Annotated in this window: 27 protein-coding genes; 20 read left to right on the top strand and 7 right to left on the bottom strand. The window is 69.8% G+C overall.

Going from position 1 to position 21,819, the window contains the following annotated elements; translation table 11 throughout:
• Positions 1-10 precede the first annotated feature (10 nt).
• Together HFP15_RS18455 and HFP15_RS18450 are read left to right on the top strand one after the other, a co-directional pair.
• Complete coding sequence (locus tag HFP15_RS18455; protein WP_168517230.1) at positions 11-637, top strand: hypothetical protein; 627 nt, start codon at positions 11-13, stop codon at positions 635-637.
• Between the two features lie 9 nt (positions 638-646).
• On the top strand, positions 647-1,420 hold the full coding sequence (locus HFP15_RS18450; protein ID WP_168517228.1) for an enoyl-CoA hydratase-related protein: 774 nt from the start codon (positions 647-649) through the stop codon (positions 1,418-1,420).
• Here the strand turns inward: HFP15_RS18450 and HFP15_RS18445 are convergent.
• A complete protein-coding gene (locus HFP15_RS18445) occupies positions 1,417-1,974 on the bottom strand; it encodes an NUDIX domain-containing protein (protein WP_210717436.1) in 558 nt (185 codons plus the stop codon). The two genes, HFP15_RS18450 and HFP15_RS18445, sit on opposite strands and share 4 nt — an antisense overlap.
• Positions 1,975-1,990: 16 nt before the next feature.
• Between HFP15_RS18445 and nucS the strand changes: the two genes are divergently transcribed.
• The 8 genes from nucS to HFP15_RS18405 all read left to right on the top strand — a co-directional run bounded on the left by nucS (position 1,991) and on the right by HFP15_RS18405 (position 10,105).
• Positions 1,991-2,650, top strand: a complete 660-nt coding sequence (gene nucS, locus HFP15_RS18440; RefSeq protein WP_168517224.1) for an endonuclease NucS — start codon at positions 1,991-1,993, stop codon at positions 2,648-2,650.
• Positions 2,651-2,950: 300 nt separating this feature from the next.
• Positions 2,951-4,651: a sodium:solute symporter family protein gene (locus HFP15_RS18435; protein WP_168517222.1), complete on the top strand. Its 1,701-nt coding sequence runs from the start codon at positions 2,951-2,953 to the stop codon at positions 4,649-4,651.
• A gap of 8 nt (positions 4,652-4,659) precedes the next feature.
• Positions 4,660-4,920 carry a hypothetical protein gene (locus HFP15_RS18430; protein ID WP_168517220.1) on the top strand — a complete coding sequence of 87 codons (261 nt, stop codon included), beginning with the start codon at positions 4,660-4,662 and terminating at the stop codon, positions 4,918-4,920.
• Positions 4,921-4,966: 46 nt separating this feature from the next.
• A complete protein-coding gene (locus tag HFP15_RS18425) occupies positions 4,967-5,914 on the top strand; it encodes a DUF3558 domain-containing protein (protein ID WP_168517218.1) in 948 nt (315 codons plus the stop codon).
• Between the two features lie 16 nt (positions 5,915-5,930).
• The gene (gene dhaK, locus HFP15_RS18420) at positions 5,931-6,932 is read left to right on the top strand and encodes a dihydroxyacetone kinase subunit DhaK (protein ID WP_168517216.1); all 1,002 of its coding nucleotides are present in this window, start codon (positions 5,931-5,933) and stop codon (positions 6,930-6,932) included.
• A gap of 3 nt (positions 6,933-6,935) precedes the next feature.
• Complete coding sequence (dhaL, locus tag HFP15_RS18415) at positions 6,936-7,559, top strand: dihydroxyacetone kinase subunit DhaL (RefSeq protein ID WP_168517214.1); 624 nt, start codon at positions 6,936-6,938, stop codon at positions 7,557-7,559.
• Complete coding sequence (dhaM, locus tag HFP15_RS18410; RefSeq protein WP_168517212.1) at positions 7,556-8,227, top strand: dihydroxyacetone kinase phosphoryl donor subunit DhaM; 672 nt, start codon at positions 7,556-7,558, stop codon at positions 8,225-8,227. The genes dhaL and dhaM overlap by 4 nt, the downstream gene beginning before the upstream one ends.
• Positions 8,228-8,332: 105 nt before the next feature.
• The gene (locus tag HFP15_RS18405; RefSeq protein ID WP_168517210.1) at positions 8,333-10,105 is read left to right on the top strand and encodes a 3-hydroxyacyl-CoA dehydrogenase family protein; all 1,773 of its coding nucleotides are present in this window, start codon (positions 8,333-8,335) and stop codon (positions 10,103-10,105) included.
• Positions 10,106-10,132: 27 nt separating this feature from the next.
• Here HFP15_RS18405 and HFP15_RS18400 read toward each other — a convergent pair whose 3' ends face one another.
• Entirely contained in the window at positions 10,133-10,342 is a 210-nt protein-coding gene (locus tag HFP15_RS18400; RefSeq protein ID WP_168517208.1) for an FmdB family zinc ribbon protein, read from the bottom strand.
• Positions 10,343-10,399: 57 nt separating this feature from the next.
• Between HFP15_RS18400 and HFP15_RS18395 the strand changes: the two genes are divergently transcribed.
• Complete coding sequence (locus HFP15_RS18395; protein ID WP_168517206.1) at positions 10,400-11,530, top strand: alkaline phosphatase family protein; 1,131 nt, start codon at positions 10,400-10,402, stop codon at positions 11,528-11,530.
• On the opposite strand, the gene HFP15_RS18390 is transcribed toward HFP15_RS18395, so the two are convergent.
• Positions 11,518-12,102 carry a TetR/AcrR family transcriptional regulator gene (locus HFP15_RS18390; protein ID WP_312871640.1) on the bottom strand — a complete coding sequence of 195 codons (585 nt, stop codon included), beginning with the start codon at positions 12,100-12,102 and terminating at the stop codon, positions 11,518-11,520. The two genes, HFP15_RS18395 and HFP15_RS18390, sit on opposite strands and share 13 nt — an antisense overlap.
• Before the next feature lie 126 nt (positions 12,103-12,228).
• On the opposite strand from HFP15_RS18390, the gene HFP15_RS18385 reads away from it, so the two are divergent.
• Positions 12,229-13,650 (top strand): MFS transporter, encoded by a 1,422-nt coding sequence (locus tag HFP15_RS18385; RefSeq protein WP_246271821.1) that lies wholly within the window; start codon positions 12,229-12,231, stop codon positions 13,648-13,650.
• Positions 13,651-13,660: 10 nt separating this feature from the next.
• Complete coding sequence (locus tag HFP15_RS18380) at positions 13,661-13,951, top strand: Rv1322 family protein (RefSeq protein ID WP_168517202.1); 291 nt, start codon at positions 13,661-13,663, stop codon at positions 13,949-13,951.
• Here HFP15_RS18380 and HFP15_RS18375 read toward each other — a convergent pair.
• Positions 13,948-14,454, bottom strand: a complete 507-nt coding sequence (locus HFP15_RS18375) for a GNAT family N-acetyltransferase (protein ID WP_168517200.1) — start codon at positions 14,452-14,454, stop codon at positions 13,948-13,950. The two genes, HFP15_RS18380 and HFP15_RS18375, sit on opposite strands and share 4 nt — an antisense overlap.
• 39 nt (positions 14,455-14,493) lie before the next feature.
• Here HFP15_RS18375 and HFP15_RS18370 point away from each other — a divergent pair, with 39 nt between their 5' ends.
• Positions 14,494-15,267 (top strand): alpha/beta fold hydrolase, encoded by a 774-nt coding sequence (locus tag HFP15_RS18370; protein WP_168517197.1) that lies wholly within the window; start codon positions 14,494-14,496, stop codon positions 15,265-15,267.
• On the opposite strand, the gene HFP15_RS18365 is transcribed toward HFP15_RS18370, so the two are convergent.
• The gene (locus HFP15_RS18365; protein ID WP_210717430.1) at positions 15,245-15,937 is read right to left on the bottom strand and encodes a maleylpyruvate isomerase family mycothiol-dependent enzyme; all 693 of its coding nucleotides are present in this window, start codon (positions 15,935-15,937) and stop codon (positions 15,245-15,247) included. The genes HFP15_RS18370 and HFP15_RS18365 overlap by 23 nt on opposite strands.
• Before the next feature lie 27 nt (positions 15,938-15,964).
• On the bottom strand, positions 15,965-16,150 hold the full coding sequence (locus HFP15_RS18360) for a hypothetical protein (protein WP_168517193.1): 186 nt from the start codon (positions 16,148-16,150) through the stop codon (positions 15,965-15,967).
• 112 nt (positions 16,151-16,262) lie between these two features.
• On the opposite strand from HFP15_RS18360, the gene ctaD reads away from it, so the two are divergent.
• From ctaD to HFP15_RS18330, 6 genes are all read left to right on the top strand, one after another.
• Positions 16,263-18,044, top strand: a complete 1,782-nt coding sequence (gene ctaD / locus HFP15_RS18355; RefSeq protein ID WP_168517191.1) for an aa3-type cytochrome oxidase subunit I — start codon at positions 16,263-16,265, stop codon at positions 18,042-18,044.
• A 5-nt stretch (positions 18,045-18,049) separates the two neighbouring features.
• Positions 18,050-19,273, top strand: a complete 1,224-nt coding sequence (serB, locus tag HFP15_RS18350; RefSeq protein WP_168517354.1) for a phosphoserine phosphatase SerB — start codon at positions 18,050-18,052, stop codon at positions 19,271-19,273.
• Positions 19,270-20,025: a peptidyl-tRNA hydrolase gene (locus HFP15_RS18345; RefSeq protein WP_168517189.1), complete on the top strand. Its 756-nt coding sequence runs from the start codon at positions 19,270-19,272 to the stop codon at positions 20,023-20,025. The genes serB and HFP15_RS18345 overlap by 4 nt, the downstream gene beginning before the upstream one ends.
• 60 nt (positions 20,026-20,085) lie before the next feature.
• Complete coding sequence (locus HFP15_RS18340; RefSeq protein ID WP_168517187.1) at positions 20,086-20,490, top strand: OsmC family protein; 405 nt, start codon at positions 20,086-20,088, stop codon at positions 20,488-20,490.
• Between the two features lie 90 nt (positions 20,491-20,580).
• Complete coding sequence (locus HFP15_RS18335; RefSeq protein WP_168517185.1) at positions 20,581-20,721, top strand: hypothetical protein; 141 nt, start codon at positions 20,581-20,583, stop codon at positions 20,719-20,721.
• Positions 20,722-20,725: 4 nt separating this feature from the next.
• Entirely contained in the window at positions 20,726-21,406 is a 681-nt protein-coding gene (locus HFP15_RS18330; RefSeq protein WP_168517183.1) for a hypothetical protein, read from the top strand.
• A gap of 45 nt (positions 21,407-21,451) precedes the next feature.
• On the opposite strand, the gene HFP15_RS18325 is transcribed toward HFP15_RS18330, so the two are convergent.
• Positions 21,452-21,796: a hypothetical protein gene (locus HFP15_RS18325; RefSeq protein WP_168517181.1), complete on the bottom strand. Its 345-nt coding sequence runs from the start codon at positions 21,794-21,796 to the stop codon at positions 21,452-21,454.
• Positions 21,797-21,819: the final 23 nt, after the last annotated feature.

The following is a 21,819-nucleotide window of genomic DNA, read 5'->3' as shown; positions in this document are numbered from 1 at the left end:
ACGGTACCCGATGAGCGAAGGCCTGCTTTTCGTGTTCGCCGAGCCAGGGCGGGCCGGCGACGCGGAGTTCCACGACTGGTACGACAACGAGCACGCGCCGGCGCGCCTGTCCGTGCCCGGTATTCGCAGCGGGTACCGCTACCGCGCGCTCGACGGGCAGCGGCCGGGCTGGCTCGCGTGGTACGAACTCGACCTGGCGGCGCTGGAGTCGCCGGAGTACGAGGCGGTGCGCGTGCGCAGCCCGCGCGAGCGGTCGGTGGTCGAGCGGCTCGACGTGCTCGACCGGCGGGTGTACGAGCAGATCGACGACCGTGGCGAGGTCACCGTCGCGCCTCCCGTCGTCGTCTCGGTCGCTTTGTCGACACGGGATCCGGACGGGCTGGACGCCTGGTACCGCGAGGAGCACGTCCCGCTGCTGCACGCGATGCCCGGCTGGCGCCGCACCCGGCGCTACCGGCGAACCGGCGGCAGCGGCCCGGATCTGCTGGCATTCCACGAGATCGACAGTGTGGACCTGTTCGCACAGCCCCTCTACCGCGAGGCCACCAGTACCGCGCGCCGCGAGCGCGTGATGCGCGAAGTGACCGCTCGTGAGCGGCGTGTCTTCGGGTATCACAACACCGTGCGGGTGAGTTAGCGTCGGGGCATGGGCGAATACGAGCACATCCTGGTCAAGCGCGACGGCGCCACGGTCACGATCACGATGAACCGCGCCGCGCGGCGCAACTCGTTGTCCGAGGAGCACCTCGCCGAACTGCTCGCGGCGTTCCGCGAGGCGGGACGGACCGACGCGACCGGGATCGTGCTGGCCGGGGCCGGACCGGTGTTCTCCGCCGGGCACGACTTCGGCGACGTCGCCGCCCGTGACCTGACCGGGGTGCGTGAGCTGCTGCGGCTGTGCACCGAGCTGATGCGCACGATCGAGTCCGTGCCGCAGGTCGTCATCGCCAGGGTGCACGGGCTCGCCACGGCCGCCGGCTGCCAGCTCGTGGCATCCTGCGACCTGGCGGTCGCTGCCGAATCGGCCGGGTTCGCCTTGCCCGGCGGCAAGGGCGGCTGGTTCTGCCACACCCCGGCCGTGCCCGTCGCCCGGGCGGTCGGGCGCAAGCGGCTGATGGAGATGGCGCTGACCGGTGACGTGATCGACGCCGTCACGGCGCTGGACTGGGGCCTGGTGAACCGCGTCGTGCCGGACGAGCGGCTGGACGAGGCGGTCACCGAACTGCTCGGCCGCGCCACCAAGGGCAGCCGGGCGAGCAAGGCGCTGGGCAAGCAGACCCTCTACGCCCAGCTCGACCGCCCCGAAGCCGACGCGTACGCGATCGCCGTCGAGGTGATGGCGGCGGCCTCCCAGATCCCCGGCGCCCGCGAAGGCATGGCCGCGTTCCTGGAGAAGCGCAAGCCGGAGTGGACCGATTAGCGTTCGTGGAACAGTAGGAGCGTGTAGGCGGCGATCGACTGGGCGTCGGTGATCTCGCCGCGCAGCACCGACTTCTCGAACTCCTCGCGGGTGAACCAGCCGGTGCGCATGTCCTGTTCCTCGTGCTCGCGGTCGTGCGGGCCCTCGGTCAGCTCCGTCGCGAGGAACACCCGGCCGCGCTGGCTCGACATGCCGGGCGCGACGTCGAGCAGGCCGAGGTCGGTCATCTTCCCGGCGACGAGCCCGGTCTCCTCGCGCAGTTCGCGGGCGGCGAGGTCGAGCGGGTCCTGGTGGGCCAGATCCGGCGCGGTGCCCTGCGGGAACTCCCACCGGCGCAGGCCGAGCGGGTAACGGAACTGCTCGACCAGCTGCAGCCGGTCGCCGTCGAGCGGGATCACCAGTGCGTAGTCGGGTTTGTCGATGACGCCGTAGATGCCGGCCGAGCCGTCGGGGCGGCGGATGCCGTCCTCGCGCACGGTCATCCAGTTGTTCCGGTACACCTCACGCGAGCTGACCTGTCGAATGGGATCCACCCGGACAGTGTGCCCGCGCATCTTCTACCCTCGCTGGGTGCGCCTCGTACTCGCTCGCTGCCAGGTCGACTACGCCGGCCGCCTGACCGCCCACCTGCCGATGGCCACGCGGCTGCTGCTCATCAAGGCGGACGGATCGGTGTCCGTGCATTCCGACGACCGTGCCTACAAGCCGCTGAACTGGATGAGCCCGCCGTGCTGGCTGATCGAGGACGGCGACATCTGGACCGTGCAGAACAAGGCGGGCGAGAAGCTCGTCATCACGATCGAGGAGCGCTTCGAGGAGGTCAAGCAAGAGCTCGGTGTGGAGCCGGGCCTGCAGAAGGACGGCGTCGAAGCGCACCTGCAGGAGCTGCTGGCCGAGCACATCACCACATTGGGCGAGGGCTACTCGCTGATCCGGCGGGAGTACCCGACCGCGATCGGCCCGGTCGACATCCTGTGCCGCGACGGCGGCGGCGCCACGGTGGCGGTGGAGATCAAACGCCGCGGCGAGATCGACGGCGTCGAGCAGCTGACCCGCTACCTGGAGCTGCTCAACCGCGATCCGCTGCTGTCACCCGTGCAGGGCGTGTTCGCCGCACAGCTGATCAAACCGCAGGCCCGGACCCTGGCCGAGGACCGCGGCATCCGCTGTCTGACCTTGGACTACGACGCACTGCGCGGCACCGAGAGCGACGACCTCAGGCTGTTCTGAAAGCGCTTTCCCCCGTCGGACGGGCCCGCCCGGCCGAGCCGCCGCCCGGTTTGCGCACCCGCCGCGAGGGGCCCTCTCGCGGCATCGCATGGCACGTCCTCGCCAGGCGCGGCCGCCGTGCCGTGCGCCCTCGAGTTGCCGCCGGTCACGCGGCGCGGTTGGCTTGTCACTGACTTCATCTCAAGATGGACAAGGCGCCCCAGGTGACATTCCCCTGTCGAATACCAGGTAGTAATGTGCGCTCGTCACCTTGATCGTGGTGTTTCTTGTTGAATGGTGTTGACTCGTGGAGGTGCACCGGTGCATGTCCTAGCCGCAGCGAACCTGCGACTTGATGCGAATGCGATCGACTACGTGTTGCTCGCGTTCTACTTCGTGCTGGTGCTCGGCATCGGCTATCTCGCCAGAAGGCAGGTGTCGACCAGTCTCGACTTCTTCCTCTCCGGCCGCTCGCTTCCCGCGTGGGTGACCGGTCTGGCCTTCATCTCGGCGAACCTCGGCGCGGTCGAGGTCATGGGTATGTCCGCCAACGGCGCCCAGTACGGCCTGCCGACCGCGCACTACTTCTGGATCGGCGCGATCCCCGCGATGCTGTTCCTCGGCGTCGTGATGATGCCGTTCTACTACGGCTCCAAGGTCCGCAGCGTCCCGGAGTTCATGCTCCGCCGCTTCGGCAAACCCGCCCACCTGGTCAACGGCCTCAGCTTCGCGCTGGCGCAGATCCTCATCGCGGGCGCGAACCTGTACCTGCTGGCCAACGTGGTGAACCTGCTGCTGGGCTGGCCGCTGTGGGTCTCGATCATCGTCGCGGCCGTGATCGTGCTGACCTACACCGCGCTCGGTGGCCTGTCCGCGGCGATCTACAACGAGGTGCTGCAGTTCTTCGTCATCGTCGCCGCGCTGCTGCCGCTCACGATCGTCGGGCTGTACAAGGTCGGCGGCTGGCAGGGCCTGGTCGACAAGATCAGCGGCGGCCCCGGCGGCGCCGAGCAGCTGCACTCCTGGCCGGGTAACCAGCTCACCGGCTTCGGCAGCAACTTCCTGTCGGTGCTCGGCCTGGTCTTCGGCCTCGGCTTCGTGCTCTCCTTCGGTTACTGGACCACCAACTTCGTGGAGGTCCAGCGCGCGATGGCGTCCAAGAGCATGTCGGCCGCGCAGCGCACCCCGATCATCGGCGCGTTCCCGAAGATGTTCGTGCCCTTCATCGTGATCATCCCCGGCATGATCGCCGCGGTCACCGTCACCGAGCTGATGGGCCAGAACAAGGAAGCGCTCATGGCGGGCAACGGCGCGCCCAGCGGTGCGACGTTCAACGACGCGCTCCTGCTGCTCATGCGCGACCTGCTGCCCAACGGCATGCTCGGCATCGCGATCGCGGGCCTGCTCGCCTCGTTCATGGCCGGTATGGCGGCGAACCTGTCCGCCTTCAACACCGTGTTCACGTACGACATCTGGCAGGCCTACGTCAAGAAGGACGAGCCGGACGGCTACTACCTCGGCCTGGGCAGGGTGGTCACGGCGATCGCCACCATCCTCGCGATCGGCACCGCGTTCATCGCTTCGACGTACTCGAACCTGATGGACTACCTGCAGACGCTGTTCTCCTTCTTCAACGCGCCGCTGTTCGCCACGTTCATCCTCGGCATGTTCTGGAAGCGGATGACGCCGCACGCCGGCTGGTCGGGCCTGGTGCTCGGTACCGCGTCGGCGATCACGGTGTTCGGGCTCAACAAGGGTGGCGTGATCAGCCTGCCCGGTCAGGGTGCCAGCTTCGTCGCGGCGATCGCGGCCTTCGTGGTCGACATCGTGGTCAGCGTCCTGGTCACCTACGCGACCAAGCCGAAGCCGAAGGAGGAGCTGGTGGGTCTGGTCTACTCGCTCACCCCGCGCGAGTCGCTGAAGGCCTCGACGATCGGTGAAGACGCCGGCTGGTACCGCAGGCCCGGTCTGCTCGCCGGTATCGCACTGATCATCACCATCCTGCTGAACATCGCCTTCTAGGAGACGTCATGGCAAGCGAATCCACTCGCACGCACAAGGCGGGCGCGTTCGATATCCGCTACATCATCGCTCTGCTCACCGGCGTCTACGGTCTCGTGCTCACCATCATGGGCGCGGCCGTCACCCCGAAGGCCGAGATCGACCGGGCCGGCGGCGTCAACATCAACCTGTGGGCGGGTATCGGAATGCTGGTGTTCACGGCACTGTTCGTGCTGTGGGCGCTCGTTCGCCCGATCCGGGTGCCCGACGAGCCCCCCGCGAGCGAATAGCCAGGTTCAGCTCATACGGCGAGGCCGGTCCGGCTACCGTGCAGGCGTGCCTTCTCCTGCTCGTGTCGCCGTGATCGGCCTCGCCGTTGCGCTCACGGCGGCGTGCGGTCCAGACCTCGCCAAGCAGAACTTTCCCCGCACGACGATCTCCGCGTCGCCGGCGGCCGGCCCGGTGAACGACGAAGCGGTGTCGGTGGCCAACCTGCGCACGATCGACACCTGCGCCCTGCTCGACGCGAACACCCTGGCCGGGCTGGGCAAGGTCGATCCGCACAGCGCGGACGTGTTCAAACTCGGCGAATGCGGCGTCGACGTCGTCGACGCGGGCGGCAAGAAGATCTCGCTCGACCTGCAGCTCGCGGACCTCGCGATCAACGCCCAGGTCACCGGCACGATCGAGGGTCTTCCGCTGGAGGTCAACGACGACAACGGCGGCTGTGACGCCGCCGCGATCACCGACAAGAGCGACAGTCTCGCGATGACCGTGCACGTGAACTACCCGGGCGGTGACGCCTGCGGCGCGGGCCGGACCGCGCTGCAGGAGGTGCTGCAGCGCCTGCACACCAACCCGCCGAGGGTCGCGCAGCCGGCGGGGTCGCTGGTCGCGGTCGATTTCTGTACCGTCGTCGAGGACTCGACGATCACCGGCGCGCTGGGCCGCGGCTCGAAGAAGTCGGTGTACGGGCTGCACGGATGTTCCTGGTCCGGCGGCCTGGCTTCCGGATATCTGGAGTACGACACGGCCTTGGCACCGTCCACTCAAGACGGCGATCAGATCGATCTCGGTGGCGGGCTGACGGGGTATCAGAAGCTGGAGACCAACGCGGGCAAACGGTGCACCATCACATGGCTGCACCTGCCGGCCCGGGACGGTCGGGGCGAGGTCGTCTCCTTCCAGTACAACAACTATCACGACGATGCCGGCAACGACGACGCGTGCGGCAAGACGCAAACCGTGGTGAAGTCGTTGCTACCGAAGCTGCCGCGCGCGTAGTGGAAAGGCGGGCCGAATGAAGAAGATCATCAATGATCCGGCTGACGTGGTCACCGAGTCCCTGCGGGGGCTGGCCGCGGCGCACGCCGATCTGGTGCGCGTCGAGTACGACCCGCACGTCGTCATCCGCGCGGACGCGCCCGTCGCCGGAAAGGTCGCCGTCGTCTCCGGCGGTGGATCCGGGCACGAGCCGCTGCACGGCGGATTCGTCGGCGCCGGGATGCTCGACGCGGCCGTTCCGGGCGCGGTGTTCACGTCACCGACCCCCGATGCCGTCGAGGCCGCGGTCAAGGCGACCACCGGCGACGCGGGTGCGTTGCTGATCGTCAAGAACTACACCGGCGACGTGCTCAACTTCGAGACCGCCGGTGAGCTGGCCGCCGCCGACGGGCTCGACGTGCGCAGCGTCGTGATCGACGACGACGTCGCGGTCGCCGACTCGACGTTCACCGCCGGCCGTCGCGGCGTCGGTGGCACGGTGCTGCTGGAGAAGATCACCGGTGCGGCCGCCGAGCGTGGCGACTCGCTCGACGCGGTGGAAGCACTGGCGCGCAAGGTGATCGGGCAGGTGCGCTCGATCGGTGTCGCGCTCACCGCGCCCACCGTGCCGCACGTCGGATCGCCGAGTTTCGAGCTGGCCGACGACGAGATCGAGTTCGGCATCGGCATCCACGGCGAACCCGGGCGTGAGCGGATCCCGGCCGAACCCGCCGACGCGCTCGTAGCGCGGATGATCGGCGCGGTGACCGAGGATCTGCCGTTCACCAGCGGGGACCGGGTGCTGCTGTTCACGAACTCTATGGGCGGCACCCCGCAGATCGAGCTGTATCTCGCACACGGCATCGCCGAGCGGCTGCTCGCCGAGCGCGGGATCACGGTCGAGCGCAGGCTGGTGGGCCCGTACATCACGAGCCTGGAGATGCAGGGCATCAGCATCACCTTGCTGAAACTGGACGACGAGCTGACCGAGCTGTGGGACGCGCCGGTCAACACCGCGGCACTGCGCTGGAGGGTCTGAACCATGGGCTGCACCGCGAACGGGGTCGCGGAGGCGCTGCGTGCCGTGGCGGACGTGATCAGCGAGCACCGCGACGAACTGGTCGAGCTGGACCGGGCCATCGGCGACGCCGACCACGGCGAGAACATGAAGCGCGGCTTCACCGCTGTGGTGTCCAGTTTGGACTCACAGGTGCCCGCGGAGCCCGCCGCCGTGCTGAAGCTCGCCGCGACCACGCTGATCTCGAAGGTCGGCGGCGCGGCAGGTCCCTTGTACGGTACGGGATTCCTGCGTGCGTCCGCGAAGATCGGCGCCGCCGAGGTGCCGGACGTGGTCGCCGCGCTCAAGGCGGCACTGGAAGGCGTGCAGGCGCGCGGGAAGGCCGTCGAACAGGACAAGACCATGGTGGACGCGCTGCTTCCCGCGGTCGCGGCGGCGGAGAAGGCGGCCGAGACCGAAGGCGCCGACATCGCGGCGGTCCTGACCGCGGCCGCCGACGCGGCCGCGAGCGGCGCGGAGTCCACTGTGGACCTGGTGGCGCGCAAGGGCAGGGCGTCCTATCTCGGCGAGCGCAGTGCCGGGCACATGGATCCAGGGGCCCGTTCCACGGCGTTGATCCTGCGCGCGCTCGCGGAGGCCGCCCGATGAGTGTCGGCCTCGTCCTGGTGTCGCACAGCGCGAAGCTCGCGCAGGGGCTCGCCGAAGTGGCCGAGCAGATGGCGCCGGACGTGCGGATCGTTCCGGCGGGCGGGCTCGCCGAGGGTGGCATCGGCACCGACTACGACTCGGTGGTCGCGGCCGTCCAGCGCGCCGAATCCGGCCAGGGCGTGGTGCTGCTCTACGACCTCGGCAGCGCACGGATGACCGCCGAACTCGCCGTGGAATCCCTGGCCGATCCCGAGGCTGCGGTGGTCGCGGACGCGCCGTTCGTCGAGGGCGCGGTCGCCGCGGCCGTGGCCGCGCAGGGCGGGGCGGACCGGGCCGCGGTCGTCGCGGCGGCCGCCTCCGCGGGAGCGCCGGATCTGGGGGAGGAGCCCTCGGTCGGCGAGGGTGCCGACAGCGTGGAACTGGTGCTGAGCAACGACGTCGGACTGCACGCGCGGCCGGCCGCGCTGCTCGCCCGCAGCCTCGCCGGGTTCGACGCCGACGTCAGCGTGGCACTCGGCGAGCAGGAGGCCGACGCGCACAGCGTGCTCGCCCTGATGTCGCTCGGCGCGCGCAAGGGCGACCGGATCGAGGTGCGGGCCCGGGGTGCGCAGGCGGCGCAGGCGCTGCGGAAGGTCACGGACCTGGTCGAGCGGAATTTCGACGAGTAACGCCGTCCCCGATTCGCACTGACTCGATTCCGTCGTGCCCTCGGCCCTCCGGCATGTCACCATCTATGGACATTACCGCCGGGTAACCCAACGGAGGGCCGGGTCATGACACGTGGCATCGTGAGTGTGGGAGTGGTCGGGCTCGGCACGATGGGCTCCGGCATCGCCGAAGTCCTGGCGCGCAGCGGCCTGCGCGTGGTGGGCGTCGAACTGGACGCGGCGGGCGTCGCACGCGGTCGCGAGCACCTCGAACGTTCCACCGAACGGGCGCTTTCCGGAGGCAAACTCGACGCGGAGGGACGTGCCGAACTGCTCGGGCGCGTCACGTACACGACCGCGCTCTCCGATCTCGCCGAAGTCGATCTCGTCATCGAGGCGGTGCCGGAAAGCCTCGAGCTGAAGGCCGAGGTCTTCGCGCAGCTGGACAAGATCGTCAAGCCGGAGGCCGTGTTCGCGTCCAACACGTCCTCGCTGTCGGTCACCGAGATCGGCGTGCACACCGCCCGCCCCGGCAAGGTCGTCGGGATGCATTTCTTCAATCCGGCGCCGGTGCTCAAACTCGTCGAGATCGTGCGCACCGTCGTCACCGAACCCGACGTGATCACCGAGGTCGTGGCCTTCGCGGAGCGGCTGGGCAAAACGCCGGTCGTGATCGGTGACCGTGCCGGGTTCATCGCCAACGCGCTGCTGTTCGGGTACCTCAACCACGCGGTGCGCATGTTCGAGCAGCGCTACGCCACCCGCGAGGACCTCGACGCGGCGATGCGGTTCGGCTGCGGTTACCCGATGGGGCCGCTCGCGCTGCTCGACCTGATCGGGCTGGACACCGCCTACGAGATCCTCGACTCGATGTATCACCAGTCGCGCAACCGGCTGCATGCTCCGGCACCGCTGCTGAAGCAGATGATCACAGCGGGGCTGCTCGGCCGGAAGAGCGGCCGGGGCTTCTACACCTACGACGGTCCCGACTCGCCGGTGGTGGTCGACGCCGTGCCGTCCACGTCGCCGGCGGGGGAGGCCGGGGAACGTGAGATCCGCAAGGTCGGCGTCGTCGGCACGGGCACGATGGCGACCGGGATCGTGGAGGTGTTCGCCAAGAAGGGTTACGAGGTCGTCCTGCGTGCCCGGACCGCGGAGAAGGCCGAGGCCGCGGTGGCGAAGGTGGGCAAATCGCTGGGCAGGGCGGTGTCGAAGGGACGGTTGAGCGAAGCCGACGCCGCCTCGGCACTGGCCCGTGTGCGCCCGGTGACGGAGTTCGCGGACCTGTCCGATGTGGACCTCGTGGTCGAGGCCGTCGCGGAGGAACTCGGTGTCAAACAGGAGGTCTTCGCCGCTCTGGACGCCGTGGTCCGGCCGGGCGCGATCCTGGCGACCACCACCTCGTCGCTACCGGTGATCGAATGCGCCGCCGCGACCGGCCGCCCGTCGGACGTGCTGGGCCTGCACTTCTTCAACCCCGCGCCGGTGATGAAACTCGTCGAGGTCGTGCACACGATCGCCACCGCGCCGGACGTCGTCGCCACCGCGCACTCGTTGTGCGCGGCGCTGGGCAAGCACCCCGTGCACTGTGGCGACCGGGCGGGTTTCATCGTCAACGCGTTGCTGTTCCCGTACCTCAACGACGCGGTGAAGATGCTGGAGGCCCACTACGCGCAGGCGAACGACATCGACACCGCCATGAAGGTGGGCTGTGGCCTGCCGATGGGCCCGTTCGAGCTGCTGGACGTCGTCGGACTGGACGTGTCGCTGGCCATCGAACGGACCCTGTTCAACGAGTTCCGCGAAGAGGGTTTCGCTCCCGCCCCGCTGCTGGAACACCTGGTCACCGCGGGCAGGCTGGGCCGCAAGACCGGCAAGGGCTTCAAGGACTACACGTAACGCCCGGCTTCGCCTGCGGTGCCGGGGTCAGTTCCCGCAGCCGCAGGCGCCGCCGCAGCATCCGCCGCCCTGGGGCATCGGGGCGGAGGCGGAACCGGTGAGCGAGACGGTGGTGAGCAGCTTGACCGTGTCGGTGTGGCCCTCGGGGCAGGGCGCGGGCGTGCTGGACTCGCTCATCGGCCGGTTCACCTCGAAGGTGCCGGTGCACTCGCGGCAGCGGTATGCGTAGGTCGGCATGTTCCGATTATCGCTCAGGAATCGCGGATCCGGTGTGGTCCCTGCCAAGCTGGGGGCGTGGATCTGCCAACGCCGTTGAACCGCCCGCATCTGGCCCAGGTCGTCCCCTCCGTGCTCGCGGCGCTCGGCGCGCGCGAGTTCCCCGAAACGCTCGGCATCCAGCCCGTCGCCGGCGCGTGCGTCCTGCTCGTCGACGGGCTCGGCTGGGAACTGCTCGACACCTACGCCGCCGACGCCCCGGTCCTGGCCGGGCTGTCCCGCTCCCCGCTGCAGGTCGGCTACCCGGCCACCACGGTGGCGGGCCTCGCCGCGATCGGCACCGGCGTGGCCTCCGGGGAGCACGGCATGGCGGGCTACACCTTCGAGGTGCCCGGCGCGGGCGTGCTCAACGCGCTGCGCTGGTGCGCCCATCCCGGCGGGCCCGACCTGCGGGAGCGAGCCCGGCCGGAGGACGTCCAGCCGCTGCCGACGACGTTCGAGCGGGCCACCGAAGCCGGGATCACGGCGACCGTCGTGTCGGAGGCGCAGTTCCGCAGGTCCGCACTGACCCGCGCCGTACAGCGCGGCGGGCGTTACGTCGGGGTGTACGCGCTCGGCGACCTGGCCGCGTCCGTGCTCGACGTGCTCACCGAAACGCCGGGCTTCTGCTACGCCTACCACAGCCAGCTCGACCAGGTCGGCCACCTGTACGGGCCGGGCACGACCGCGTGGCGTATGCAGCTGCGCCAGGTCGACCGGCTCGTTGAGTCCATTGTGGACGCTCTGCCGCCGGGCCGGCTGCTCGCCGTCGTGGCCGATCACGGCATGGTCACCATCGAGGACACGCTCGACCTCGACGCCACACCCGGGCTGCTCGACGGGGTGCGCACGCTCGCCGGCGAAGCCCGCGCCCGGCACGTGTACGCCGAGGACGGTGCGACTGGCGACGTGCTCGCGGCGTGGCGGGCCGAGATGGGCGACCGGGCGTGGGTGGCCACGCGCGAGGAGGCGATCGCGGCGGGCTGGTTCGGGCCGAAGGTCAGCGACACCGTGCGCCCGCGCATCGGCGACGTGGTCGCCGCCGCCCGGGGCGGCTTCGGGATGGTGCGCCGGACCGCCGAGCCGATCGAGTCCGGGCTCATCGGTCAGCACGGCTCGCTCACGACGGCCGAACAGCTCGTTCCGCTGGCGCTGGCCTACGGTCGCTGATCGCCGTCCGGCCGCCGCAGCCCGTCGAGCATGACGGCCAGCAGACGCTCGACCGCGTCCGGCGAGGCCTCGCACGCGAGCCCGATCGCGTGTCCCATCCGCAGTACATCCCTCGGCTCGACGTCGGCGCGCACCTTGCCCGCCTCCTGAGCCGGCTTCAGCACCGCGGCGGCCGCGTCGGTGATCAGCGTCCGGCACAGGGTGAAGGTCTCCGAGTCCTTGTCTATCGCGGCTTTCAGTGTCGTCGCGAGGCCGCGTTTGCGGGTGACGAACGCGACCTGTGCGCGCAGCCACGCGGCGAGCGCCTCCTCGGGCGGGAGCTTCTCGACCAGGTCGTGTGCCTCGGCGCTGAGTTCCTCGATGTCGGCCCGGTAGACGGCCTCGATCAGCGCCTCGCGGCTCGGGAAGCGCCGGTAGAGGGTGCCGGCGCCGACGCCCGCCCTGCGCGCGATGTCGTCCAGGGGCGTGTCCGGCCCGTCTTCGGCGAAGGCCTCGCGGGCGACGGCCAGGATCCGCTCGTAGTTGCGGCGGGCGTCGGCCCGCAGCGGCCGCGGCGTCGACGGTGATCCCACAGGCCCCTCCACTGGAAACGGACGGATTCTCCGGATAGTGTTGCATAACCGGAGACGTTGTCCATATGATAGCTCCATGGAAGCGGAGACTCTGTCCGCTTAACTTGTCGCATCCATGGAGACTTCTTGTCTGAGACAACCCTGCCCGCGAACGCCACAGCGGCCGGTCAGCACGTCCGGCCAGCGCGCTCCGGCATAGTCCTGGCCACGTTGCTGGCCTGTCAGTTGATGATCGTTCTCGACATCACCGTGATGAACGTGGCGCTGCCGAGGATCCAGGCCGACCTCGGGTTCGACGCGACGGCACTGTCCTGGGTGATCAACGCCTACACGCTCGTCTTCGGCGGCCTGCTGCTGCTCGGTGGCCGAGCCGGGGACCTGTTCGGCAGGCGCCGCCTGTTCATCGCGGGTACGGCGCTGTTCACCACGGCCTCGCTGGCCGGCGGGCTCGCCGAATCGTCCGCCTGGCTCATCGCCGCCCGCATCGCGCAAGGACTCGGCTCGGCCATGGCCGGTCCCAGCACCCTCGCGTTGCTGACCACCACGTTCACCGAACAGAAGGCGCGGCTGCGCGCGCTGGCCTGGTTCTCCGGCATGTCCAGCGCCGGTTTCGCCGTCGGCCTCATCCTCGGCGGCCTGCTCACCGAATGGCTTTCCTGGCGGTGGGTGCTGTTCATCAACGTGCCGTTCGGCGTCGCCGTCGTGGTGTTGGCCACGCGTTTCCTGCGCGAACCCGAACGCCGCCCGGCGCGCCTGGACCTGCCGGGCGCCTTCACCGCGACGGCCGGGGTCGCGGCGATCGTGTACGGCTTCATCCGGGCCGCCGCCGACGGCTGGGGCGAGCCGGCCACCCTGGTCTCGCTCGCGGTGGGCGCCGTGCTCGTCGCCGTGTTCCTCGCGATCGAGACGCGGGCACCGCAGCCGCTGTTGCCACTGCGCCTGTTCGCCGACCGAAACCGGGCCGCGGCCTACGTCAACTTCTTCCTCGGGCCGATGGCCGGCATGTCGATGTTCTTCTTCCTGACGCAGTACCTGCAGGACGTGCGCGGAATGAGCGCGCTGGGCACCGGTTTCGCCTTCCTGCCGATGGCGCTGCTGGTGTTCGCGACGAGCCGCTTCATCCCGCGGGTGCTGCCGAGGTTCGGTCCGAAACCGACCGCGCTGGTGGGAACGGCGTGCATGATCGCCGGGGTCGTGCTGCTGACCCAGCTGTCCGCGGGCAGCGGCTACTTCCCGCTGCTGTTCGTGCCGATGATCCTCATGGGGCTGGGCATGGGGCTGGCGTTCTCGCCGCTGAACGTGATCATCATGGCGACGGTGCCGCCGGCGGACGCGGGGGCCGCCGGGGGAGTGCTGCAGACGATGCAGCAGACCGGCGCCACGCTCGGGCTCGCGATCCTGGTGACCGTGTTCGGCTCGGCGACCAGGTCGGCGACCGGGACACCGGAGGAGATCATGGTGTCCGGAATGACGACGGCGTTCGTCGCGTCGGCGATCATCGCCACGCTCACGTTCGTGGTCGCACTGACGTTCCGGCGCACGCGATAACTTGGGGGACATGCCCCGCCGCAACCGCCATGACCGTGGCCGCCCCTCGAACGTCGGGGCGGCCATGGGCTGGGCGCGAGCGGAATCCGGTGCGGACGGGGAGTGGCTGGTGCGGGCCGTCCCCGGTTCGCAGGCCACGAAGGTCTACCGCTGTCCCGGCTGCGATCACGAGATCCAGCCGGGCGTCCCGCACGTGGTGGCCTGGCCCGCCGACGAGACGGGCTCGGTCGAGGACCGCCGGCACTGGCACCGCGCGTGCTGGCAGGCCCGCGAACGCCGCCGCCCGACCCGGCGCCGCTAGCCGCGCCGGAAGTGCCGGGTCAGCGCGCCGTCGAAGGGGGCCTCGGCGTAGGTGTCGAAGCCCAGCCGCTTCGCGACCCGCAGTGACGGCTCGTTGTCGACGTTCACGCTGATCTGTACCGGATACTGCGGCAGCGTCCGGTCCGCCCAGGAGACCACCGCCCGCGCCATCTCGGTGGCGTACCCGCGGCCCCACACCTCCGGCACGAAGCGGTAGTACAGGTTGAGGATCTTCTCCCCGCTCCACTCCCGCAATTGCACGCCGCCGACACCGGCGAACGCCTGCGTGGCCGCCTCGATCACCGCGACGTACCCGAACCCCAGCTCGGCCCAGTCCTCCAGCCACGAGTCGAACTTGACCTCGCTCTCGGCGGCGTCCGGCCGCTCGGGATGGTGCCGGTTGGTGCGCGGGTCGGTCTGGATCGCGACGACCGTCTCCCGGTCCGCCTCCACGAGCGGGCGCAGCAACAGCCGGGCGGTCCTGATCTCGCCGAAGATGGTCACGCCGAGACGCTAGCGCGTGTGCCCGGCACAATGCCGGGCATGGCCGATCTTCCGCTGCTCCTGCTGCACGCGTTCCCCGTCGACGCCCGGATGTGGAATCCGGTGCGTGAACCGCTTTCGGCGCGGTTACGCCTGATCACGCCGGATCAACGTGGTCTCGGCCGCAGCCCGCTTCCCGAGAGCGAGCGCGAGCCGAGCCTCGAGGACGCCGCCAGGGACGTGCTGGCGCTGCTGGACAAGCTCGAACTGGACCGCGTCGTGCTCGGCGGCTGCTCGATGGGCGGCTATCTGACCATGGCCGTGCTGCGACTGGCGCCCGAGCGCGTGGCCGGGCTGGTGCTCGTGGACACCAAGATGACCGCCGACGCGCCCGAAGCCGTCGAGAACCGGCACAAGATCGCGACCCGCGCCACCGAGGAGGGCGTGTCCGGCTGGCTCGCCGAATCGATGCTGCCGAACCTGCTCGCGGAGCGGACGCGCACCTCGCGCCCGGACGTCGTGCACACCCTGCGCGACCTGATCGACAACCAGCCGCCGTCCGGGGTCGCCTGGGCCGCACGCGCCATGGCCACCCGTCCCGATTCCGCCGACGTACTGGCCGAGGCACGGATCCCGGCGCTCGTCGTGGTCGGGGAGGAGGATGTCCTGACCCCACCCGAGGCCGCCCGCGCGATGGCCGACGTGCTGCCCGATGCCGAGCTGGCCGTCCTGTCCGGCGTCGGCCACATGTCGCCACTGGAGGAGCCGCACGCGCTCACCGAGGTCATCCTGCGCTGGTGGGACGCCCGGTTCAGTCCACCGCCGGTCCGGTGAGAAACAACGGCAGGGCGGCGGCGTCGCCGAAGGTCTGGGCGACGCCGGCGTGCTTACGGCCCCACAGCAACAGCAGCAGGTCCGACGCCGTTGCGCGGATCGCGACCGCCGCCTTCCTGTGCTCGCGGGTGATCCGCCACCCGCCGTCCGCCGGGGTGACCAGCCATTCGCCGTCGCCGTCCGTCGTGTGCAGGTGAACGTCGGCCGTCAACGCGGGCGGTGGCGCCTCGGGCAGGAAGAACGCCAGGAACTCGTCGATCCCGTCGGCGGCGAGCTCCCGTTCGACCGGTTCGTCCCGGCCGGCCGCGGCGAGTGCGTCCCAGCAGTGCACGGCGACCTCGTGCGCCATCCGCCGCTGGATGAACCCGGCGTCGTGCTGGGACGACCAGGTCCACGCGGGCCGCTGCGGATCGACGCGCTCCAGCCGGGACGCGGCCGCCTCCACGATCGCGCGAAACCAGGCGACCAGCTCCGCCGCGGGCGGCCGCGGCGGGAGCTCGTAGTGCTCCGGGTGCGCCTCGCCGACGGCGATCAGGCTCCAGCGGTTGAGCACCTCGCCGGTGTGCCACAGCAGTTCCCCGACATTCCAGCCGGGACAGCTCGGGACCGGCCGGGCCAGGTCGGTCGCGGCATCGGCGAGACGGGCACCATCTCGCCGCAAAGCGGTCATATAGGCAGCACGTTCCACGAACTCAAGCTAGCCCGCGGCGTGGGAAACGCCACAGTGACACCGGAAGTAGCGCTCGGGCAGGCTGGCGTGCCAGCCGGTCGCCGACCCTCGCGACCCGCCCGCGACGCCGGTGAACCCCGCCTCACCAGCGCGTTCGAGCAGCTCAAGATCGCCTTCGGGGATGGCCCGCCGGCCACTGCGGACGGCTTCCATCGCGTGATCTTCCGATCCGGTGCGCAGGCCTGTCGGCGCCTGGGGATACGATCCGATCGGCTGTGTGTAGCGGCCATGACCAACACCGAGGTTTGAAGTCTTGGAGGCAGGAGTGACAGCCGTAGCCCCCCAGCCGATCGCAACGCGTCCCTATCCGGCGCGTGAGGCGGCGAAGGGTTCGTTCCTGCTGCGGTTGTTCCGCACGACGGACCACAAGCAGATCGGCATCATGTACCTGATCACGTCGTTCGCCTTCTTCATGGTGGGCGGCGCGATGGCGATGCTGATCCGCACCGAGCTCGCTCGTCCGGGGCAGCAGTTCCTTTCGCAAGAGCAGTACAACCAGCTGTTCACCATGCACGGCACGATCATGCTGCTGCTGTACGCGACCCCGATCCTGTTCGGGTTCGCGAACTTCGTCATGCCGCTGCAGATCGGTTCGCCGGACGTGGCGTTCCCCCGGCTCAACGCGTTCTCCTACTGGCTCTACCTCTTCGGTGGCCTGATCGCGGTCGGCGGCTTCCTCACTCCCGGCGGCGCCGCCGACTTCGGCTGGTTCGCCTACACCCCGCTCTCGGACGCCATCCACTCGCCCGGTGTCGGTGCCGACATGTGGATCGCGGGCCTGGCGGTCGGTGGTCTCGGGACCATCCTCGGCGCGGTCAACATGATCACCACGATCGTCTGCCTGCGCGCGCCCGGTATGACCATGTTCCGGATGCCGATCTTCACCTGGAACATCCTGATCACGTCGATCCTGGTGCTGCTGGCGTTCCCGATCCTGACCGCCGCGCTGATGGGCCTGCTGGCCGACCGGCACATCGGTGCCCACATCTTCGACCCCGCCAACGGCGGCGTGATCCTGTGGCAGCACCTGTTCTGGTTCTTCGGCCACCCCGAGGTCTACATCGTGGCGCTGCCGTTCTTCGGCATCGTCTCCGAGATCATCCCGGTGTTCTCGCGCAAGCCGGTGTTCGGCTACAAGGGCCTGGTCTTCGCGACGCTGTCCATCGCGGCGCTGTCGGTCGCGGTGTGGGCGCACCACATGTACGCCACCGGCGCCGTGCTGCTGCCGTTCTTCTCCTTCATGACCTTCCTGATCGCGGTCCCGACCGGTGTCAAGTTCTTCAACTGGATCGGCACCATGTGGAAGGGGCAGCTGACCTTCGAGACGCCGATGATCTTCTCGATCGGCTTCCTGGTCACGTTCCTCTTCGGTGGTCTGACCGGCATCCTGCTGGCGGCGCCCGCGATCGACTTCCACGTGTCGGACAGCTACTTCGTGGTGGCGCACTTCCACTACGTGCTCTACGGCACGATCGTGTTCGCGACCTTCGCCGGGATCTACTTCTGGTTCCCGAAGATCACCGGCCGGATGATGGACGAGAAGCTGGGCAAGCTCCACTTCTGGACCACCTTCATCGGCTTCCACACGACCTTCCTCGTGCAGCACTGGCTGGGTGCGGAGGGCATGCCGCGCCGGTACGCCGACTACCTGGCCAGCGACGGGTTCACCACGCTGAACACGATCTCCACGATCGGCGCCTACATCCTGGGCGCGTCGACGCTGCCGTTCATCTACAACGTGTTCAAGTCCTACCGGTACGGCGAGGTCATCACCGCCGACGACCCGTGGGGCTACGGCAACTCGCTGGAGTGGGCGACCACGTCCCCGCCGCCGCGGCACAACTTCCTCGAGCTGCCGAGGATCCGGTCCGAGCGGCCCGCGTTCGAACTGCACTACCCGCACATGGTCGAACGGCTGCACACCGAGGGTGAGATCGGTTTCTTCGGCAAGCCGAAGGTCGAGGGCGAGGCCAAGGCCCCGTCGCAGGTGCTCACCGAGGCGGTCATCCCCGGCGACCACGACAAGGACAACGCGAGCGAACAGTGAGTGATTTGACGCCTGTCCTGATCACAACCACTGGCCCGGACAAACCTGGCGTCACCTCCGTTCTGTTCGCCGCCCTCACCCGGCACGGAGTCGACCTGCTCGATGTCGAGCAGGTCGTCATCCGCGGGCAGCTCACGCTGGGGGTCCTCGTCGGTGTCGACGAGGACCCGGAGGGCCTGCAGGAGGCCGTCGAACAAGCGATGGCCACCGTTTCGATGCGTGTCGAGGTCCGCGTCGGTGACGAGATCGGCGAAGACCCGTTCGCCCCGGCCCGGCAGGGTTCCACCCACATCGCGGTGATCCTGGGCCGCCCGCTGACCGCCCGCGCGTTCACCGACGTCGCCCGCGGCCTGGCGGGGCTGGGTGCCAACATCGACGCGATCCGGCGGATCGCCGACTACCCGGTCACCGGCCTGGAGATCCACCTGTCCATGCCGCACGACACCGAGCAGGCCGACGACCAGCTGCGTGCCGCGCTGGCCGACATCGCCTCGACCGGCGGCCTGGACATCGCCGTGGAACGGGCCGGGCTCGCGCGGCGGGCCAAGCGGCTCATCGTGTTCGACGTCGATTCGACGCTCATCCAGGGCGAGGTCATCGAGATGCTGGCGGCGCACGCCGGCGTCGAACCGCGGGTCCGCGAGATCACCGAGGCCGCCATGCGCGGCGAGCTGAACTTCACCGAATCCCTCGAACGCCGCGTCGCGCTGCTCGAAGGGCTGCCCGCCTCGGTGCTGGACGAGGTCGCCGAGACCATCACACTCACGCCCGGCGCGCGCACCACGGTGCGGACGCTGAAGCGGCTCGGGTTCCGCTGTGGCGTCGTGTCCGGCGGGTTCCGCAAGATCATCGACAAGATCGTGGACGACCTCGGCCTCGACTTCGCCGCCGCGAACGAACTGGAGATCGTGGACGGCACGCTCACCGGCCGCGTGGTCGGGGAGGTCGTGGACCGCGCGGGCAAGGCGGTCGCGTTGCGCCGCTTCGCCGACTCCTACGGCATCCCGCTCGCCCAGTGCGTGGCGGTCGGCGACGGCGCCAACGACATCGACATGCTGCGGGCCGCGGGCATGGGCGTCGCCTTCAACGCCAAACCCGCGCTACGCGAGGTCGCCGACACCGCGTTGTCGCATCCGTACCTGGACGCCGTGCTGTTCGTGCTCGGCGTGACCAGGGCCGAGGTCGAGGCCGCCGACGCGGCCGACGGCCTCGAACTCGTCCGGCCATGAACGTGCTGGCGCCGCTGGCCGCCCGCTACGCGTACTGGCTCGGTCTGCCCGCGGAGGAGACGGCACTGCCGGAGGCCTCGCCCGAGCAGGTGCGGGCGATGCCGGTCATCCTGCGCATGGAGAAGGCGGCCCCACCGGAACGCACCCCGCTGCTCGAGGCGGCGGCCACGGCCGCGCTCGCGGTGTGTCTCGACGAGCGTGCCCAGCCGGGCGGGGAGTGGCACGACGAGGTGCACGCCTGGGTGTCGGGGCACATCCGCAAGGTCTCGCGGCGCGCACGTGGTGCGCACTGGATCGCCGCCCAGGAGTTCCCCGGGGTCACGGTGACCGTCGGTGGCGCCGAAGTCCGGGCGCTCGTGCCGGGACGCGTGATCGATGTGCCCAAGGAGATCGCGCGTCTGCAGATATCCGGCAGCGATCTGCCCGCCGACGAGCCCGGCGCGCCCGCCGGGGACCTGCCGCTGTTGCTGCTCAACCCCGAGGTCACTATGACCGTCGGCAAGGCGGCCGCGCAGGTCGGCCACGGCACGATGATCCTCGCCTCGCTCCTGTCGGACGAGCAACTGGCGGCGTGGGGGGAGCGCGGCTACGCCTGTGCCGTTCGCACCCCGACAGTCGGGCAGTGGAAGGCCCTGCACCCCGGCGACGATCCCGCCGGCGCGTGGCGGTCGCGGCGGGTGGTCGCCGTGCGCGACGCGGGATTCACCGAGGTGGACCCGGGAACGGTGACCGTGCTCGCGCAGTGGCGCTGAGGGAACATCACCATTGCGCACGCGGTTGCAGCGGATGCGGACGCGATGGAGGGAGCCGGGATGGGACTGGACGTTCGGCGTGAAGGCGAGCACGAGTTCGTCGGGCGCAACGAGCGTGGCGGCCAGGTGCGGATCGGCCGCAAGGGCGCGCCGGGCGTGTTCTCGCCGGCGGAGCTGTTGCAGATCGCGGCGGCCGGGTGCGCGGCGGTGACCGCGGAAAACCTGATCACGCGTCGGGTGGGAGAGGATTCGAAGTTCCGGGTCGAGGTCTCCGCCGACCGGCGGGAAGGCGCGTCGGAGCTGGATGCCGTGCACGTGCGGTTCGACGTGGACCTCTCCGCGATCGGCGAGCGTGAGCGCGCGGACCTCGCGGTCGCCGTGGACAGGGCGATCGAGCGGCTGTGCACCGTGAGCCGCACGCTCAAGAAAGCCATCCCGGTGACCGAGGAACTTCCCCTCGGCTGACGCTTTTCGGGGCGGAACTGGTTCCAGGGCTGGACAAAACCCCAGGTGGCCGATCAAGCTGGAGTAAGGCACACACGCGGGGAGGCTCTGATGAGACTCGGAAAGCTGTTGTCCACGGGCGAAGCCGTCGATTCGGTCGCCGACGTGACGCCGGTCCAGGCGGAACCGGAGACGCCCGCCGTCGAGACCGAGATCCCGGAACCAGTGGTGACCGTACCGGCCGACCGCTGATCGGATGCCTCGCTTCCGCGCCCCCAAGGAGCGGTCGGCGGAGCCGTTGCCGGGGTTCAAGCTGGCGCATCCGATGATCTCCGTCGATGGCACGAGCGGTGGTTTCAGCGGGGTGAGCCTGGGCCGCACCCGGGCGTACCGGGTGATCGCGGACGCCGAATGCGCCCAGGGCGCGTCGCACCGCAGTCCCGCCCGGTGGTGCGACTGCGGCTTCTACTGCCTGCACGCGATCGCCGACGCGCGCGCTCTGACCTGCGATCCGGACTACCGGTACGCGGTACTGCTGGAGATCGTCGCGTCGGGCCGCTACATCCGGTACGAGCGCGGGCTGCGCTACGAGCGGCAGCGCGTGACGAAGGTGCGCGTCGGCCGCTGCGGCTGTGGGCAGCAGGCGCAGCTTCTCGCCGACATGGGCGAGGGCCTGGTGGGCTGGCGGCGGCTGCTCCCGGTGTGCACGAGCTGCGCCGGCCGCAGGCGCATCGTGTCGTTCGAGGCCTTCAGCCGGTTGCTCGCCGGCACGCCGGTCGTGGCCGACGAGCCCGGAATCGTGCCGGACGCCGAACTCGCCGACACCGACGAGGCGACCCTGGTGCCGCTGCTGACCGCCGAGGTCGCGTTGCTGCAGGCCCGGCTCGACGCCGTCCAGCGCGAACTGGCCCGCCTCACCGAACCCAGGAAGAACTGAGGACGCCGAGACCGTGAGGTACTCCCGCACGGCGAAGCGGCGGGGTTACTTCGCGGCTTCGGCTTTCCAGACGACGTAGGCCTCGTCGGCGTCGGTGGTCATCGCCTCGACGAACTTGTCGTTGTCGAAGCCGGGCAGGCTCTGCAGGCGCTCGATCAGGGCGTCGGCCGCCGGGTCGCCGCTGGGCACGGCCGTGCCGGTGCCGTCGGGGCCCGCGAGCATCAGGAAGACGTCCTCTTTCCACGGGCCTTCGGGGATCACTCTGATTACCACGGCGGAGAGCTCCGCCCAGGTGACCGACTCCTCGCTCCCGTCGGCGAGCTGACGGCGCACCCCGATGTCGTCGACACTGACCGAACGCGATTTCGCGTGAGGCGAGTCCTGGGACACGGTGCTCCTTCGATGTGGCCGTT

The organism is Amycolatopsis acididurans (assembly GCF_012328925.1).
Lineage (GTDB): Bacteria > Actinomycetota > Actinomycetes > Mycobacteriales > Pseudonocardiaceae > Amycolatopsis_E > Amycolatopsis_E acididurans.
Note: the sequence above shows the minus strand (reverse complement) of the source record. Positions and strands in the feature narration are given on the sequence as shown.